At 73.8% G+C, this 16,215-nt stretch carries 14 protein-coding genes; 8 read left to right on the top strand and 6 right to left on the bottom strand.

Annotated features, from left to right (window positions below; genetic code table 11):
• The first annotated feature begins 8 nt into the window (after nucleotides 1-8).
• The 4 genes from ACH4SE_RS11265 to ACH4SE_RS11250 are packed head-to-tail and all read left to right on the top strand — an operon-like array spanning nucleotide 9 to nucleotide 4,622.
• Entirely contained in the window at nucleotides 9-1,424 is a 1,416-nt protein-coding gene (locus ACH4SE_RS11265; RefSeq protein ID WP_398543064.1) for an NtaA/DmoA family FMN-dependent monooxygenase, read from the top strand.
• Nucleotides 1,421-2,545, top strand: a complete 1,125-nt coding sequence (locus tag ACH4SE_RS11260) for an LLM class flavin-dependent oxidoreductase (protein WP_398543063.1) — start codon at nucleotides 1,421-1,423, stop codon at nucleotides 2,543-2,545. The genes ACH4SE_RS11265 and ACH4SE_RS11260 overlap by 4 nt, the downstream gene beginning before the upstream one ends.
• Nucleotides 2,546-2,564: 19 nt before the next feature.
• The gene (locus ACH4SE_RS11255; RefSeq protein WP_398543062.1) at nucleotides 2,565-3,704 is read left to right on the top strand and encodes an LLM class flavin-dependent oxidoreductase; all 1,140 of its coding nucleotides are present in this window, start codon (nucleotides 2,565-2,567) and stop codon (nucleotides 3,702-3,704) included.
• A gap of 57 nt (nucleotides 3,705-3,761) precedes the next feature.
• On the top strand, nucleotides 3,762-4,622 hold the full coding sequence (locus tag ACH4SE_RS11250; RefSeq protein ID WP_398543061.1) for a DUF1684 domain-containing protein: 861 nt from the start codon (nucleotides 3,762-3,764) through the stop codon (nucleotides 4,620-4,622).
• A 9-nt stretch (nucleotides 4,623-4,631) separates the two neighbouring features.
• Here the strand turns inward: ACH4SE_RS11250 and ACH4SE_RS11245 are convergent, their stop codons facing one another.
• From ACH4SE_RS11245 to ACH4SE_RS11225, 5 genes are all read right to left on the bottom strand, one after another.
• Nucleotides 4,632-5,039, bottom strand: a complete 408-nt coding sequence (locus ACH4SE_RS11245; protein ID WP_398543060.1) for an SgcJ/EcaC family oxidoreductase — start codon at nucleotides 5,037-5,039, stop codon at nucleotides 4,632-4,634.
• A 79-nt stretch (nucleotides 5,040-5,118) separates the two neighbouring features.
• Complete coding sequence (locus ACH4SE_RS11240) at nucleotides 5,119-6,279, bottom strand: RNA polymerase sigma factor (protein ID WP_398543059.1); 1,161 nt, start codon at nucleotides 6,277-6,279, stop codon at nucleotides 5,119-5,121.
• A gap of 181 nt (nucleotides 6,280-6,460) precedes the next feature.
• Nucleotides 6,461-8,380 (bottom strand): DNA primase, encoded by a 1,920-nt coding sequence (dnaG, locus tag ACH4SE_RS11235; RefSeq protein ID WP_398543058.1) that lies wholly within the window; start codon nucleotides 8,378-8,380, stop codon nucleotides 6,461-6,463.
• Between the two features lie 54 nt (nucleotides 8,381-8,434).
• Entirely contained in the window at nucleotides 8,435-8,890 is a 456-nt protein-coding gene (locus ACH4SE_RS11230) for a GNAT family N-acetyltransferase (protein WP_398543057.1), read from the bottom strand.
• Nucleotides 8,891-8,931: 41 nt separating this feature from the next.
• Nucleotides 8,932-10,194, bottom strand: a complete 1,263-nt coding sequence (locus tag ACH4SE_RS11225) for an NAD(P)/FAD-dependent oxidoreductase (protein WP_398543056.1) — start codon at nucleotides 10,192-10,194, stop codon at nucleotides 8,932-8,934.
• Nucleotides 10,195-11,340: 1,146 nt separating this feature from the next.
• Between ACH4SE_RS11225 and ACH4SE_RS11220 the strand changes: the two genes are divergently transcribed.
• The 3 genes from ACH4SE_RS11220 to ACH4SE_RS11210 all read left to right on the top strand — a co-directional run bounded on the left by ACH4SE_RS11220 (nucleotide 11,341) and on the right by ACH4SE_RS11210 (nucleotide 13,945).
• Entirely contained in the window at nucleotides 11,341-11,754 is a 414-nt protein-coding gene (locus ACH4SE_RS11220) for a hypothetical protein (protein WP_398543055.1), read from the top strand.
• A gap of 101 nt (nucleotides 11,755-11,855) precedes the next feature.
• A complete protein-coding gene (locus ACH4SE_RS11215) occupies nucleotides 11,856-12,608 on the top strand; it encodes a sirohydrochlorin chelatase (RefSeq protein WP_398543054.1) in 753 nt (250 codons plus the stop codon).
• Between the two features lie 38 nt (nucleotides 12,609-12,646).
• Nucleotides 12,647-13,945, top strand: coding sequence for a deoxyguanosinetriphosphate triphosphohydrolase (locus ACH4SE_RS11210; protein ID WP_398543053.1), 1,299 nt, complete (start codon nucleotides 12,647-12,649; stop codon nucleotides 13,943-13,945).
• Between the two features lie 157 nt (nucleotides 13,946-14,102).
• Here the strand turns inward: ACH4SE_RS11210 and ACH4SE_RS11205 are convergent, their stop codons facing one another.
• The gene (locus tag ACH4SE_RS11205) at nucleotides 14,103-15,014 is read right to left on the bottom strand and encodes an SDR family oxidoreductase (protein WP_398543052.1); all 912 of its coding nucleotides are present in this window, start codon (nucleotides 15,012-15,014) and stop codon (nucleotides 14,103-14,105) included.
• Between the two features lie 148 nt (nucleotides 15,015-15,162).
• Between ACH4SE_RS11205 and ACH4SE_RS11200 the strand changes: the two genes are divergently transcribed.
• Nucleotides 15,163-16,092, top strand: coding sequence for a LysR family transcriptional regulator (locus ACH4SE_RS11200; RefSeq protein WP_398543051.1), 930 nt, complete (start codon nucleotides 15,163-15,165; stop codon nucleotides 16,090-16,092).
• Nucleotides 16,093-16,215: the final 123 nt, after the last annotated feature.

Genomic DNA, 16,215 nt, shown 5'->3' with positions numbered 1-16,215 from the left:
CACCCGCCATGAGCACCGCGCCCGTCAGCAGCCGCGACCAGTCCGGCAAGCCCCGCAAACAGCTCCATCTCGCCGTGCACTTCCCCGGTGTGAACAGCACCACCGTGTGGAGCGACCCGGCAGCCGGCAGCCAGATCGACTTCGCCTCCTTCGTCCACCTCGCCCGTACCGCCGAACGCGCCAAGTTCGACTTCCTCTTCCTCGCCGAGGGCCTGCGGCTGCGCGAGCAGGCCGGGAAGATCTACGACCTGGACGTCGTCGGCCGCCCCGACACCTTCACGGTGCTGGCCGCGCTCGCCGCCGTCACCGACCGGCTCGGCCTGGCCGGCACGATCAACTCGACCTTCAACGAACCGTACGAGGTGGCACGGCAGTTCGCGTCCCTCGACCACCTCTCGGCGGGGCGCGCCGCCTGGAACGTCGTCACGTCCTGGGACGCGTTCACCGGCGAGAACTTCCGCCGCGGCGGCTACCTGGCCGCCGAGGACCGCTACGAGCGGGCGTCGCAGTTCCTGACCGCCGTCAAGGTGCTGCTGGACTCCTGGCGCGGCGACGAGATCGCCGCCGACAAGGAGTCCGGCACCTTCCTGCGCGATCCGGACGCCGGGCGGTTCGCGCACCGGGTGAGCCAGTTCGACATCCGCGGGCGTTTCAACGTGCCGCGCAGCCCCCAGGGGCGGCCGGTGATCTTCCAGGCGGGCGACTCCGAGCAGGGCCGGGAGTTCGCGGCCTCCGCCGCCGACGCGATCTTCACCCGGCACGGCACGCTGGAGGCGGGCAAGGCCTTCTACGCCGACGTCAAGGGCCGGCTGGCGAAGTACGGCCGCTCCCCCGGGGAGCTGCTGATCCTGCCCGGGGTCACCTACGTGCTCGGCGACACCCCGGCGGACGCCGCCGAGAAGGCGGACGTCATCCGCCACCAGCAGGTCAGCGGGGCCACCGCGATCGCCTACCTGGAGCGGGTCTGGAACCGCGACCTGAGCGGCTACGACCCGGAGGGCCCGCTGCCGGACGTCGAGCCGCTGTACGAGGGCGAACCCATCGCCCGCGGGCGCGCCGACGCGCGCGGCCGGCAGCTGCTGGAGACCGTGCAACGGTGGCGGGAGACCGCCGAGCGCGACAAGCTCTCCATCCGCGAGCTGGTCATCGCCGAGACCGGCCGGCAGTCCTTCGTCGGCACCCCGCAGCAGGTCGCCGCCCAGCTCGACGACTTCGTGCAGGCCGACGCGAGCGACGGCTTCATCCTCGTCCCCCACCTCATCCCCGGCGGCCTCGACGACTTCGCCGACACGGTGGTGCCGCTGCTCCAGGAACGCGGCGTCTTCCGCACCGAGTACGAGGGCGAGACGCTGCGCGACCACCTGGGGCTGCCACCGCTGGCCCCCGCGCCGGGCGGTCTCGCGCACGCGGAGGCGGCGTCGTGAAATTCCTCCTCGTCACCCTCGTCGTGCACGCCCCGCACCCCGTCACCGGCGAACTGAAGTCCACCCAGGACCGCTTCCGCGAGGTCGTCGGCAACGCCCTGCTGGCCGAGGAGCTGGGCTTCGACGGCTTCGGCGTGGGCGAGCGGCACGAGCGGCCCTTCATCTCCTCCTCCCCGCCGGTGGTGCTCAGCCACCTGGCCGCCCTCACCTCCCGCATCCGGCTCTTCACCGCGGTCACGACGCTGAGCCTGCTCGACCCCGTGCGCGCCTACGAGGACTACGCCACGCTCGACCACCTGTCCGGCGGGCGGCTGGAGCTGATCGTCGGCAAGGGCAACGGGAGCGCGCAGCGCGAGCTGTTCCACGTCACGACGCAGGACCAGTGGGCCCGCAACGCCGAGGGCTACGAGCTCTTCCGGCGGATCTGGCGCGAGCGCAAGGTCACCGCGCAGCCGCGCTTCCGCCCCGCGCTGGTCGAGGCCGAGGTGTGGCCGGAGCCGTACCAGCAGCCCGTCCGCGTCTGGCACGGCAGCGCCACCAGCCGCGAGTCCGTCGACCTCGCCGCGCGCTACGGCGACCCGCTGTTCTCGGCGAACGTCACCAACCCCATCGAGCCGTACGCCGAGCTGGTCCGGTACTACCGGGAGCGCTGGGCGCACTACGGGCACGACCCGGCGCTCGCCACCGTCGGCGCCGGGACCGCCGGCTACTACGCCGCCCGCACCTCGCAGGAGGCGGTCGCCGCCTACCGGCCGGTCTTCGAGGGCCAACTGGCCTTCCAGAAGCGGCTGGGCGTCGAACCGGTCTTCGCGACGCTGGAGGACTACGTGGAGCGCAGCTCCGCCCTCATCGGCAGCCCGCAGCAGGTCATCGAGAAGGTGCACCGCTACCACGAGCAGTTCGGCCACACCGTGCTGCACCTGCACGCCGACGCGGGCGGCCTCACCGAGACGCAGCACCGCGACGCGCTGGAGCTCTTCCAGGCGGAGATCGCGCCCGTGCTGCGCAAGGAGATCCCCGACCCGCCGTGGCCCTGGGCCCCGGCCGGGCTCCCGGACGCCCCCGATCCCGCCACCGCCCCCGATCCCGGCCCCGCCACCGCAGCGGCCCCCGCCGCCTGACCGACAAGGAGCGCCGCCCGTGGCACCCACCCCGCTCGCCGTCCTCGACCTCGTCCCGATCCCGTCCGGCTCCACCGCCCCGCAGGCGCTGCGCAACAGCATCGACCTCGCGCGGCGGGCGGAGGAGTCCGGCTACGCCCGCTACTGGTTCGCCGAGCACCACCTCAACCCCGGGGTGGCCGGCACCTCCCCGGCGGTCCTGCTCGCCCTCACCGCCGCCGCGACCCGCACCATCCGGCTCGGTTCCGGCGCCGTTCAGCTCGGGCACCGCACCGCGCTCGCGACCGTCGAGGAGTTCGGGCTGCTGGACGCCCTGCACCCGGGCCGCTTCGACCTGGGCCTCGGCCGCTCGGGGGGCCGCGGCAAGCCGGGAGCCGAGCCGAAGGTGCCCGTTCCGGCCGGCGGCGGCACCCCCGTCGTCGACGGCCGCACACCCAACGGCCTGCGCATACCGGCCCGCTTCTCCCCCGCCGGCCTGCTCTCCTCGCCCCGCTTCCTCCTGCACCAGAAGCTGCTGACGCTGCCGGGCGCCGAGTCCCAGCCCTACGACGAGCAGCTCGCCGACATCCTCGCGCTGCTCGGCGGGAGGTACGTCAGCGCGGACGGCGTGGCCGCGCACGTGGTGCCCGGCGAGGGCGCGGACCTCCAGGTGTGGATCCTCGGCAGCAGCGGCGGGCTCAGCGCCCAGACGGCGGGGGCCAACGGCCTGCGCTTCGCGGCCAGTTACCACGTCAGCCCGGCCGGCGTGCTGGAGGCGGTGGAGGGTTACCGGGCCGCCTTCGTCCCGTCCGCGGAGCTGGACCGCCCCTACGTGAGCGTGTCGGCGGACGTCGTCGTCGCCGAGGACGAGGCCAGGGCACGGGAGCTGGCCGCCGGGTACGGGCTGTGGGTGCACAGCATCCGCAGCGGCGCGGGCGCGATCCCCTTCCCCACCCCGGCGGAGGCGGCCGCGCACGACTGGACGCCGCGGGAGCGGGAGCTGGTCGCCGACCGCGTCGAGACGCAGTTCGTCGGCAGCCCGCGGCAGGTCGCCGACCAGCTGGAGACGCTGCGCGACGCGACGGGCGCCGACGAGCTGGTCGTCACCACCATCACCCACGACCACGCCGACCGCGTGCGCTCCTACCAGCTGCTCGCCGAGGAGTGGCAGCGCCGCTGACGTGCCCCCCCGCCCCCGCTGACACCGCACCGCCACCGACACCGACAGGAAGAACCCATGAGCGCACCCGCACAGCACACCGGGAACACCACGGCCACCGGCAAGGCGGCCTTCGCCGAGGAATGGGAGGCCTGGCACCGGCAGAAGGACGAGACCTTCGCCGGCCCGCACGGCTTCCTCGCGATCACCAGCCTCAACTGGCTGGACGAGAACCCGACCCGCTTCCCCGACGCGCCGGGCCTGTGGTCCAGCACCGCCGAGGGCGTCACCGTCGAGCTCGGCGAGGGCGAGGAGCTGCTGCTCGACGGCGAGGTCCTGCGCGGCCGCCACGACTTCGGCGTCCTCGCCGAGCGTTCCAGCATCTACCCCGCCGCCGGGGAGGCGGTGTTCGAGGTCGCCAAGCGCGGCGGCCACGACATCCTCCGCCCCCGGCACCCCGACAGCGAGCTGCGCCGCTCCTTCACCGGCACACCCGCCTACGACCCCGACCCGCGCTGGGCCGTGCCCGGCCGCTACGAGGCCTTCGCGGCCCCCCGCCCGACGAAGGTCGGCGCGGTCGTGGAGGGCCTGGAGCACGTGTACGACGCCGTGGGCCGGATCGACTTCGCCGTCGACGGCACCTCCTACGCCCTCACCGCCTTCGAGGGCGCCGCCCCCGGCACCCTGCACGTCCTCTTCACCGACGCCACCTCCGGCGTCACCACCTACGCCGCCAACCGCTCCCTCTCGGTCGCCGCCCCCGACGCCGACGGCAACGTCGTCCTCGACTTCAACCGCGCCACCAACCTCCCCTGCGCCTACACCGACCTCGCCACCTGCCCCCTCCCGCCGGCCGAGAACCGCCTCCCCCTGGCCGTGGAGGCCGGCGAACTGACCCCGGTGAAGCCCGCGGCGGCCACCCGCTCCGTCCCGTCCTGACGGGGCGGCTCACCCCGCGGCCGGGCTGCTGTGGTAGGCCTCGACCAGCCACTCGCCGGCGTGGCGGGCGAGCACCCAGGTGACCGCTTCGCGCTGGCCGGGGGCGGGTTCGGACTGGTCGGGGCCGAGGGTGGCGCTGACGGTGTGGACGAGGGCGACGTCCGGGGTGACCAGACGGACGGTACGCACGTCGTGGACGCGCCGGGTGCCGCGCAGCGCGTCCGCGAAGGCGGCGGACATCGTGGCCCCGATCTGCGCGCGGCCCGCCAGGCGGGTGCCGGGCAGCAGGACGGTGGCGTCGGGGGCGTAGCGGGCGGCGAAGGCGGCGCCGTCGCCCGCGGCCCAGGCGTCGGTGGCCGCGCGGAAGACGTCGCGGATCGCGGTGTCGTCGGCGGTGCCGGGCGTGCTGGTGCTCATGGCGGGTCCTTCCGTGGCGTTCGCTGCTGTCACGAATGAAGACCCGCCCGGCGGCGGAAAACGGTCGGGTGCGGCGGCGTCAGTCGAGGTAGCCGCGCAACTGGTCGGCGAAAGTGTGGTCGCGGAGCTTGTTGAGGGTCTTGGACTCGATCTGGCGGATGCGTTCGCGGGTCACGCCGAACAGGCCGCCGATCTCCTCCAGCGTGCGGGGGCGGCCGTCGGCGAGGCCGTAGCGGAGCTGGACGACGCGGCGCTCGCGCTCGCCGAGGGTCGACAGGACCGCTTCGAGGTGCTCGCGCAGCAGCATGAAGGCGGCCGTCTCGACGGGGGACACCGCGTCGCCGTCCTCGATGAGGTCGCCGAGGGCGACGTCGTCCTCCTCGCCGACCGGCGCGTGCAGCGAGACGGGCTCCTGGGCGAGCCGCAGCACCTCGCCGACGCGCTCGGGGGTGATGTCGAGCTGCGCGGCGACGTCCTCGGCGGTGGGCTCGTGGCCGCGCTCCTGGAGCAGGCGGCGCTGGACGCGGATGACGCGGTTGATCAGCTCGACGACGTGGACGGGGACGCGGATCGTCCGGGCCTGGTCGGCGAGGGCACGCGACATGGCCTGCCGGATCCACCAGGTCGCGTACGTGGAGAACTTGTAGCCGCGGGTGTAGTCGAATTTCTCGACGGCCCTGATCAGGCCGAGGTTGCCCTCCTGGACGAGGTCGAGCATCGTCAGGCCGCGTCCGATGTAACGTTTCGCCACCGAAACGACCAGCCGCAGGTTGGCCTCGATGAGCCGGCGTTTGGCCATCCGGCCCTGCACCACGATGCGGTCCAGGTCCACCGCGAGCTGCGAGTCCAGCGCGGGGAAGGCGGCGAGCTTCTCCTCGGCGAAGAGCCCCGCCTCCACCTGCCGGGCCAGCTCCACCTCCTGCGCGGCGGTGAGCAGCGGGATGCGGCCGATCTCGCGCAGGTACTGCCGGAAGAGATCGGCGGACGGGCCCGACGGATCGGCGCGCGGACGGGCCGGGAGCGGCACGTCGACCGCCTCGCCCTCGTCGTACGGCGCGGTTCCGGGCTCGGCGTCCGCCGGATGCGCCTGCGGGCCCGCGGCCCGCTGCTCCGGCACGCGGGCGTCGGCCCCGGGCACGGGGGCGTGCGGCGGGTCCGGCGGCGGATCGGGCACCGGCGTGAGCACCGGCCGCAGGGGCGGCACCGGCATCTGCGCCTGGGAGTGCGTGTGCGTCTGCACGGAATCGACCTCCGCGGTGAGCGCGACATTGGGCTCTTCAGCGGGCTCGGAGAGGGCTCGGGAGGGGCCGAGGCGGGCTCTGGGCCGTCCTTCAGTGTGGCGCACACACCGCTTCCGCCACGAGGGTCGTGCGGGCGGTTTTTCGGTTCTCCGTCACGCTTCGCGTACGGGCCGACACGTCCTAGAGCGCGGCGGCCCCGTGGTGGCGCAGCCGCTGCCCGTACTGCTGGAGCGCCCACAGCTCGTTCTGCGCGGCGACGAACTCCGGCGCGTCCTCGCGCACCCCCTGCGCGCCGAGCCGCGCCTGCGTCGCGAGGACCTGGGCGACCCGCCGCTCCACCGCGTTCATCCGCACCCGCACCAGGACCTCGCCCGCGTAGAACTCCGGGCTCTTGTGCATGACCGGCTCCACCGCCAGCTCGGTGACCATCATCCGCACCGCGTCGTCCGGCGCCAGCTCCCGCACCCGCGTGAGGAATTCGGCGTCCGCGAACTCCACCCCGCCGGCCTCGGCGATGACCCGGCGCACCTGCGCGTAGGGCGGCCCGGTGAACTCGTCCTCGCCGTACGCGTCGAAGGCCGGCGAGACGAGCGCGGGGAACTGGAGCGCCAGCTTGAGCAGTTCGCGTTCCAGGCGGTGCGCGGGGCTGCGCAGGTCCAGCCGCGGGCCGCGCGGCACGTTCTGCGGGGGGCCCGCCGGTCGCCGCTCGGGGGCCGGCCGCCCCGCGAAGTCCGGCCGTACGGGGGCTCCCTGACCCGCGGCACGGGCACGCGCCAGCGCCCGGACCCGGCGGATGACCGACTGCTCCTCGGCCTGCGTCGCCATGCCCGCCATACCGAGCAGCCGGATCGCGTAACGGTCGCGCAGCGCCTGGTTCTTGATCGCCGCGACCACCGGCACCGCGGCGTCCAGCGCCGCCACCCGGCCCTCGTCGGTGTCCAGGTTGTAGCGCGACACGATCGAGCGCAGCGCGAACGCGAACAGCGGGGTGCGCCCCTCGATGAGCCGCTGCACCGCCGCGTCACCCTCGGCGAGCCGCAGTTCGCACGGGTCCATACCGCCCGGGGTGACCGCGATCGACGTCTCGGCGGCGAACTTCTGGTCGTCCTCGAACGCCCGCAGCGCCGCCTTCTGCCCCGCCTCGTCACCGTCGAAGGTGAAGACGACCTCGGAGGTGGCGTTGTCCATCAGCAGCCGGCGCAGGATCTTGATGTGGTCGCCGCCGAAGGACGTGCCGCAGGTCGCGATCGCGTTCGTCACCCCGGCCAGGTGGCACGCCATGACGTCGGTGTAGCCCTCGACCACGACCGCCCGGCCCGTCCTCGCGATCTCCTTCTTGGCCAGGTCGATCCCGTACAGCACCTGCGACTTGCGGTACAGCGGGGTCTCCGAGGTGTTCAGGTACTTCGGCCCCTGGTCGTCGTCGCGCAGCTTGCGCGCGCCGAAGCCGATCACCTCGCCGGTGATGTCCCGGATCGGCCAGATCAGCCGTCCCCGGAAGCGGTCGATCGCCCCGCCCCGGCGGCTCTCCAGCGCCAGCCCCGCGGTGATCAGCTCCCGGTCGCTGAAGCCCTTCCCGCGCAGGAAGCGCACCAGCGCGTCCCACCCGGCGGGCGCGTAGCCGACCCCGAAATGCCCCGCCGCGGCCTGGTCGAAGCCGCGCGCGGCCAGGAACCGCCGGGCGATCTCCGCCTCGGCCCCCGCGAGCTGCTCGACGTAGAAGGCCGCCGCCGCGCGGTGCGCCTCGACCAGCCGGATCCGCTCGCCCTGCTGGCGGCCGGGGACGTGGCCGCCCTCCTCGTACCGCAGGGTGATCCCGGCCTGCCCCGCGAGCCGCTCGACGGCCTCGGTGAAGGACAGGTGGTCGACCTTCATGACGAAGGCGAGCGTGTCGCCGCCCTCGCCGCAGCCGAAGCAGTGGAAGAGCCCCTTGGACGGGCTGACCTGGAAGGACGGCGACTTCTCGTCGTGGAAGGGGCACAGGCCCTTCAGGTTGCCGCCGCCGGCGGACTTGAGCTGGAGGTACTCGGAGACGATCGCGTCGATAGGGACGGCGTCCCGTACCGCCTTCACGTCTTCGTCCCTGATCCTGCCCGCCACGCCAGAAGTCTACGACCCGGCCCGGACAGCTCAGGACCGCCGGCGCGGCGCGGATCAGCCGCGCAGCAGGTCCTTCGTCACGAAGTCGTAGTGCAGGCCGCTCGGCTCCAGCAGGAATTCCTCGCCGACGCGCTCGAAACCCATGTGGCGGTAGAAGTCCGTCGCCGAGGTGCGGCCGTGGCACCAGACCAGGGCCGCGCCGCGGGCCGCGCACTCGCGCAGACCCGCGGTCAGCGCGGCGCCGCCGAAGCCCCGGCCGCGGACCTCGGGGGCGCTGCCCATCCCGCGGAAGCGGTAGGCGGTGGCCGCCTCGCCGGGAAAGGCGTCCGGGAAGAAGGTGGCGCAGCCGCCGACCGCCCCGGTCTCGTCGTAGGCGGCTATGTGGAAGGTGCCGGGGAGCGCGTCCTCGGGATAGACGGCCGTCTCCCGCGGCAGTCCCGTGCGCAGGACGGCCCAGCGCAGCGCGAAGATCTCCTCGACCGCGACGACGGCGGTACGCGAAACGGGCACGGGGCTGTCCCTCCTGGTCAGGCCTGGGTCTCCCCAGTGGTCTACTCCAGGAACGAGGGTAGCGGGACGGCCGGGTCCGACAGCGCCTCGGCGTCGACCGCCCGGCCCGAGCGGATGAGCTGCTGGACGGGCTCGGTCACGTCCCACACGTTGACGTTCATGCCCGCCAGCACCCGGCCCTCGCGCAGCCAGAACGCGATGAACTCCCGCTTGCCGACGTCCCCGCGGCACACCACCTGGTCGTACGACCCGGGGGCGGCGTGCCCGGAGAACTCCATCCCCAGGTCGTACTGGTCGGAGAAGAAGTACGGGATGCGGTTGTACGACACCTGCTGCCCGAGCATGGCGCGGGCGGCCGCCGGGCCGCCGTTCAGCGCGTTCGCCCAGTGCTCGACACGCAGCCTGCGGCCCAGCAGCGGGTGCTCGGCGTTCGCGACGTCACCGGCCGCGAAGATGTGCGGGTCCGAGGTGCGCAGGCCCGCGTCCACCGCGACGCCGCCGCCCTCCTCACGCGGCGCCAGCGCCAGCCCCGCCACCTCCGCGAGCGCGGTCCGCGGGGCCGCCCCGATCGCCGCGAGCACGTCGTGCGCCGGGTGCTCCTGCCCGTCGTCCGTCACCGCGGCCAGCACCATGCCGTCCTGACCGGTGATCTCCGTGAGCTTCGCGCCGAAGTGGAAGCGGACACCGTGCTCGGTGTGCAGGTCGGTGAACACCGCCCCCAGCTCCGGCCCCAGCACCCCGTACAGCGGCGTCGGGTCCGGCTCCACGACCGTGACCTCGGCGCCGTACCCGCGGGCCGCCGCGGCCACCTCCAGGCCGATCCAGCCCCCGCCCGCGATCACCAGGTGGCCGTTCTCCCGGCCCAGCGACGTCAGCACGTGCTTGAGCCGGTCGGCGTGCGCCAGCCGCCGCAGATGGTGCACCCCCGCGAGGTCCGTACCCGGGATGTCGAGGCGGCGCGGCTCCGAACCCGTCGCGAGCAGCAGCTTGTCGTACAGCAGGGTGGTCCCGTCGCCGAGGCTGACGCTGCGGGCGTCCTTGTCCAGGTGCACCACCGGCTGCCCCAGGTGCAGCTCGACGTCGTGCTCGGCGTACCAGCCCGGCTGCTGCACGAACACGGAGTCGCGCTCCGCGCCGCCGGTGAGATAGCCCTTCGACAGGGGTGGCCGTTCGTAGGGGTGGTCGCGCTCGTCGCCGATCAGTATCACCCGGCCGGTGAAACCCTCGGAGCGGAGCGTCTCCGCGGCCTTCGCCCCGGCGAGCCCCGCCCCGACGATCACGAAGGTCTGGTGTGCGTCCACCACTGTGCGCCTCCCCTGCCGGTCTTTCCTTATACGCGAGCGTCCCTTACGGCGGGGCCGTCGGGAAGTGTGCCGCGCCGAACGATCATTGTGACCGCTTCGGCGTCCGTCCACTCCGGGGGTCCCCGGCGCCCCTCTCCCCCGGCCCCTCCCGGGCCGGGCCCGGACCTCCCTCTGGCCCGGGGGCCGCCCCCCGGGAGGGCCTCGCGGGGGTGCCTCGGGGGGTGCGCGCGGGAGGGCCTCGCGGGGGCGCCTCGGGGGGTGCGCGCGGGAGGGCCTCGCGGGGGCGCCTCGGGGGGTGCGCGCGGGAGGGCCTCGCGGGGGCCCCGGGGTGCCGCTCCCCGGGGGGGTGCGCGTGGTGTTCCCTGCGGGCCTTTGCGCTGCGGGGTGCCTTTTGCGGTCGTGCGCGCGATCTTCTGCCGGTGGGGGCTGGTCGCGCAGTTCCCCGCGCCCCTGGGTTGCCCGGCGGGGCATCGCGCTGTCCCTGCGGGGGTGGGGTCGGGTGCCACTCCGGGGGTACCTCCTCGGAATGCGCGTCTGACGTCATGACGTAGGTGGCGGGGAGTGGGTGCGCATTCCTGCGGGGGCACCCCCGGATCGTCCCCCTCCCGGGCCGGTGTGGCGGCTGCCTGCCGGTGGGGGTGAATGTGGTTCGGGGACTGCGGTTCGCCCCCGACGGCGAATGTGCCCCACAGGTGAACCGTCAGCCGACATCTGTCCCGCACGGGTGGTGGGGGTGGGAACACCCCGCGCCGCCAGGCGCGGGCACCACCGTGGCGGGACACCCGCCAACGCACCCCGGGCGGGCGCCGCCCGAGCGCGGCGCCGCCAGGCGCGGGAAACCACCGTGGCGGGGCAGCCGCAAACGCACCCCGGGCGGCCACCGCCCGAAGCAGCGCCGCCAGGCGCGGGCACCACGGCGGCGGGACAGCCGCCCACGGCCCCCGGCGGACACCGCCCGCAGCAGCGTCGTGAGGGGTGGGAGACGACCGCGGTGGGGGGTCGCAAGGGGGCGCGCCCGGCGGGGCGCGGGGTGGTTGTCGCGGGGGCACGGGGACGCCTACGCTCACGGACAGGGGGAGCGCCACGCGCAATTTTGGCCTCTTTCCGTCCGTTCGTCGTGCACGGTGGATTCGGAGGGGAAAGACAATGCGCATCAGGATCGGGCGCCGCGCGGCGCAGGCCGCGGTGGTGGGGGCGATGAGCCTCGGCATGGTGGGGCTGGCGACCGGTGGCGCGCAGGCGGCCGGGCCCGGCGGGAACGAGGCGTGTCCGAGCAATGCCGTGTGCCTTTACTACAACTCGCCGGAATACGGCTGGGGGTCCTGGGAGAATTTCTCCCCCGGCCAGCACGGCCTCAACCTGTCACTCTTCCGGTTCACGCACACCGGGAACGGGTCGGGCTACAACGTGGTCATAGCGATGCACGCGGCATCCATTGTCAACAACACCGATCACTTCGTGAATGTGTACGTTCCGGCGGGGTATTACGTGCATTACGGGGCGGGGTACGCGGGGAATCTGAACACCGCGTACAACTGGGACGTCGCCATGGACACCTGAGGCTCCCGGGCGAGCGCCCTCACCGCCCGGGCGGGGGCGGGGTGAGGCGCGGGTAAAGGGGTGAGATCCCGCGGGAAATCCGGCGGCAACCGGCGGGCGGCATGCTCGGAGGTATGAGGATGACGCAGCGACCCACGCTCGTGGCCGTCGCACACGGGAGCCGCGACCCCCGGGCCCTGCCCGCCGTACGGGCGCTGGTGGAGCGGGTGCGGGGGGCCAGGCCGGGGCTGGAGGTGCGGCTCGGGCACGTGGAGCTGGACGAACCGCTGCTGGACGACACGCTGGCGGCGGTGCGCGGGCCTGTGGTGCTCGTCCCGCTGCTGCTGGGCCGCGGTTATCACGTGAAGCACGATCTGCCCGCGGCGCTCGCGGCGGCCCCCTGGGTGACGGGGGTGGTCGCGGCGCCGCTCGGGCCGCACCGGCTGCTCGCGGAGGCGCTGCACGACCGGCTGCGGGCGGCCGGGTGGAGCCGCGCGGGTCAGGCGGTCGTAATGGCGGCGGCCGGCTCGCGGGACCCGGAATCGGCGGCGGACACCGCCCGTACCGCGGCCCTGCTGGCGGAGCGGCTCGGGGTACCGGTCGTGCCCGCCTACGCCTCCGCGGCGGCGCCCAGCGTGCCGGAGGCGGTCGCGGCGCTCGCCGGCCGGGGGGTGGCCCGCGACCGTATCGCCGTGGCCTCGTACTTCACCGCGCCCGGCCGCTTCGCCACGCACACCGCGGCGGCCGCGCCCTGGATCGCGGCGGCCCCGCTGGGCGCGCACCCGGCGATGGCCCGCCTGGTGCTGCACCGCTACGACGAGGCCACGGCCGCCCTGCCCCGTACCGGTTCGCGCCGCTTCGCCCACGCCGGCTGAATCCCCGTTCACCCCGCCGGACGGTTACCGTCGACGGTATGGACAGGGACGACGCACGTGGCGAGCCGCACGGCGGTTACCGGGCCGCGGACGCCGAACGGTACGTGCCCGAGCCCGACAAGCGGCCCGGACGGACGGCCTTCCAGCGCGACCGGGCGCGTGTCCTGCACTCCGCCGCCCTGCGGCGGCTCGCCGGGAAGACGCAGGTCGTCGACCCGGGCGTGAGTTCGGGGGCCGTACCCGACACCAGCCCGCGCACCCGGCTGACGCATTCGCTCGAATGCGCGCAGGTCGGGCGCGAACTGGGCGCGGCGCTCGGCTGCGACCCGGACCTCGTCGAGACCGCGTGCCTCGCGCACGACCTCGGACACCCGCCCTTCGGGCACAACGGCGAGCTGGTCCTCGCCGAATTCGCCGCCGGCTGCGGCGGTTTCGAGGGCAACGCGCAGAGCCTGCGGCTGCTCACCCGCCTGGAGCCCAAACGCTTCGCCTCCCCCGACGTCAGCGTCGGCCTCAATCTCACCCGGGCCGCGCTCGACGCCGCCACCAAGTACCCCTGGCCACGCGGCGGGCTGCCGGGAAGCCCGAAATTCGGGGTCTACGAGGACGACCTGCCCGTCTTCCGGTGGGCCCGCGAGGGCGCGCCCGAGGGACGGCAGTGCTTCGAGGCGCAGGTCATGGACTGGTCGGACGACGTCGCGTACTCCGTCCACGACGTCGAGGACGGCCTCCAGGCCGGCCACATCGACCCCCGCGCGCTGCGGTCCGCCCCCGAACGCGCCGACGTCTTCGCCTGCGCCGCCTCCCGCTACGCCCCGCCCGGCACCGCCCCCGAGGAACTCGCCGGCGCCCTCGACCGGCTCCTCGCCCAGCCCTGGTGGCCCGACCACTACGACGGCACCGCCCTCGCACAGGCCCGTCTCAAGGACGCGGCCTCCCAGCTCATCGGCCGCTTCTGCCTCGCCGCCGAGGGCGCCACCCGCGAGCGCTACGGCACCGCCCGCCTCACCCGCTACGCCGCCGAACTCGTCGTGCCGCGCGAGCAGCGGCTCGAATGCGCGGTGCTCAAGGCTGTCGCCGACCGGTACGTCATGCAGCGCGCCGCCCAGGCCCGGCGGCGCGCCGAGCAGCGCGTCGTCATCGCCGAACTCGCCGCCGCCCTCCTCGCCCGGGCCCCCGAGGGGCTCGACCCCCAGTTCGCCGCGCTCTTCGCTGCCGCGCCGGACGACCGCACGCGCTGCCGCGTCGTCGTCGACCAGATCGCGTCCCTCACGGATGCCGCCGCCACGGCCCTCCACGCCCGCCTCACCCCAGCGGGCGGCCCCCCTCCCCCATGAGCCGCACCTTCCGCCCCTGACGGCGCCGCTTCGGGCGGTGCGACGGCGGGCGGTGCCCTTGTGCGGTGGGGCTTGCGGCTCCCTCTCCGCGGGGGTTTCCCGCTCCGGCGGTGCCCGGTTGCCGGCGCGGGGTGTTCCCACCACCCGTGCGGAATCGTCAATCGTTGAAGTAGTGGTCTTCCTTGATGTCCGCGATCAGCGTGGGACGCGTCGGCCGCCATCCCAGGCGTTCGCGCGTCACTGCGCTCGACGCCGGGCTGTCGATCGACACCAGGGGGCCGAGAAAACCGAAGTGGCTGCCTGCGTCCTCGGCTGCGACGCTGACGACCGGCACCTCCAAACGACGGCCGATGGCCTCAGCGATCTCCCGGAACGGCACCCCCTCGTCGCCGACCGCGTGCAGACGCGAACCGGCAGGGGCGGCCTCCACAGCCAGCCGGTACAGGTGCGCCGCGTCCAGCCGGTGCACCGCGGGCCACCGGTTCGATCCGTCGCCGACGTAGGCGGACACGCCCTTCGCGCGGGCGATGCCGATGAGAGTCGGGGTGAAACCCTTCAGGTCTCCCTCGCCGTGCACCAGCGGCGCGAGCCGTAGCGCAGCTGAGCGCACGCCGCGCTCTCCCATCGCGATCACGGCGTGCTCGGCCGGAACCCGCAGGGCCCACGCCCCCAGCCTTTCTCCGTCGGGGGTGTCCGCTTCCGTGCCCAGGCGACCGGACGTCAGGCCCAAGGTTCCCGAGGTCACGACGAAGGGTTTGCCGGAGCCTTCAAGTGCTGCCCCGATCGCCTCGACGGCGCTCAGTTCGACCCGGGCGCGAGCGGCCGGATCCGTGGTCTCGGTAATGTGCTGGTTGGCCGCGTAAACGACCCCGTCCGCCGCGGTGGCGCCGGCACGCAGGCTGTCGAGGTCTTCCAGTTCGCCGCGGTGCACATCTGCGCCGGCCGCCGACAACGTCGCGGCGGCCGAGTCCGAGCGGGCGAGGCCGATGACCTGATGGCCTGCTCCGAGGAGCTCGCGGACCACCGCGGATCCAATGTACCCGGTGGCACCGGTGACAAAAATGCGCACGATGACAATCCTCTTGTGGCTTCGATTCAGCCCGGCCTGTGGAGAGGGGTGGGCTTGTGCCTCAACGCTAGGAACCGCAGGCACTCCGCGTCCAAGTCCTGTTCCGCACCACGTGATGCGAAACGGGTATCACGAGTAACCTGGCGGCGTGCCCGGCCACCCCTCCCCCTCGGCGGATCTCGACCTGCGCCTGGTGCGGTACTTCACGGTCGTCGCCGAGCACCGCAACTTCCGCCGCGCGGCCGATGCCCTGCACCTCGCCCAGCCGTCACTGAGCCGACAGATCCAGCGTCTCGAAGAACGCATGGGCGTCCGCCTGCTCGATCGCACGAAACAGGGCAGCCACCTCACCGAGGCGGGCCGGATCTTCCTGCCCCAGGCGCACGCCCTCCTGCACGCCGCCCGGCAAGCCGTGGCGACGACCCGCGCCACCGTCGGCCCCGACGAATTCACCATCGGATACACGGGCGGCCTCGTCGTGACCGCCGCGGCGCGCGAACTGCGCAACCGGCGTCCCGACGCCGAGGTGCGCACCCTGCATCTGGACTTCAGCCAGGTAAGGGCGGCCCTCCTGGACTACCGGGTCGACGTGGTCCTCACCCGAGAACCGTTCCCGACCGACCAACTGCGCGTGACGGCCCTCTACGAGGAGCCCCGGGTGCTCCTGGTGCCCACCTTCCATCGCCTCGCCGGCCGCACGTCGGTCACCGTTGACGACTTTGCGGACGAAGCCCTGGTCCGGTACACCGACGCGGCCTATGACGCATTCTGGCGTCTCGACCCACGCCCGAACGGACGTCCGGCGCCCGAAGGCCCACTCGTCACATCCGCGGCAGACAAACTCGAACTCGTCGCCGGCGGCCAGGCCCTCGCCCTCGCGCCGGCCCACGGCGAGCACACCCCCCTTCGACACGACCTCGCGGCCATTCCCGTGGAAGGAATCGCACCGTGCCGAGTCGTGCTGGCGACCAGGGCCGAAGACCGTGGACCGCTCGTCGAGGACTTCCTCGGCATCGCGGTGAACCAGCTCATCAGGAGGGGCGCGACGCGCTCCCCGAACCTCGGGAAAGTGCACTGACAGAGCCAGACAACGGCTTGCGACATCGCGGACCGCCCTTCGCCCTCCTCGGACCTGATCACGCAACGGACGTCACGCGACGACGCCGATTCCCTGGGCACCCCCGCACAGACAGCGCGATGC

Source organism: Streptomyces sp. NPDC020983, assembly GCF_044333485.1.
Lineage (GTDB): Bacteria > Actinomycetota > Actinomycetes > Streptomycetales > Streptomycetaceae > Actinacidiphila.
The sequence above is the reverse complement of the archived record's forward strand: the minus strand, read 5'-3'. Positions and strand labels throughout refer to the sequence as shown.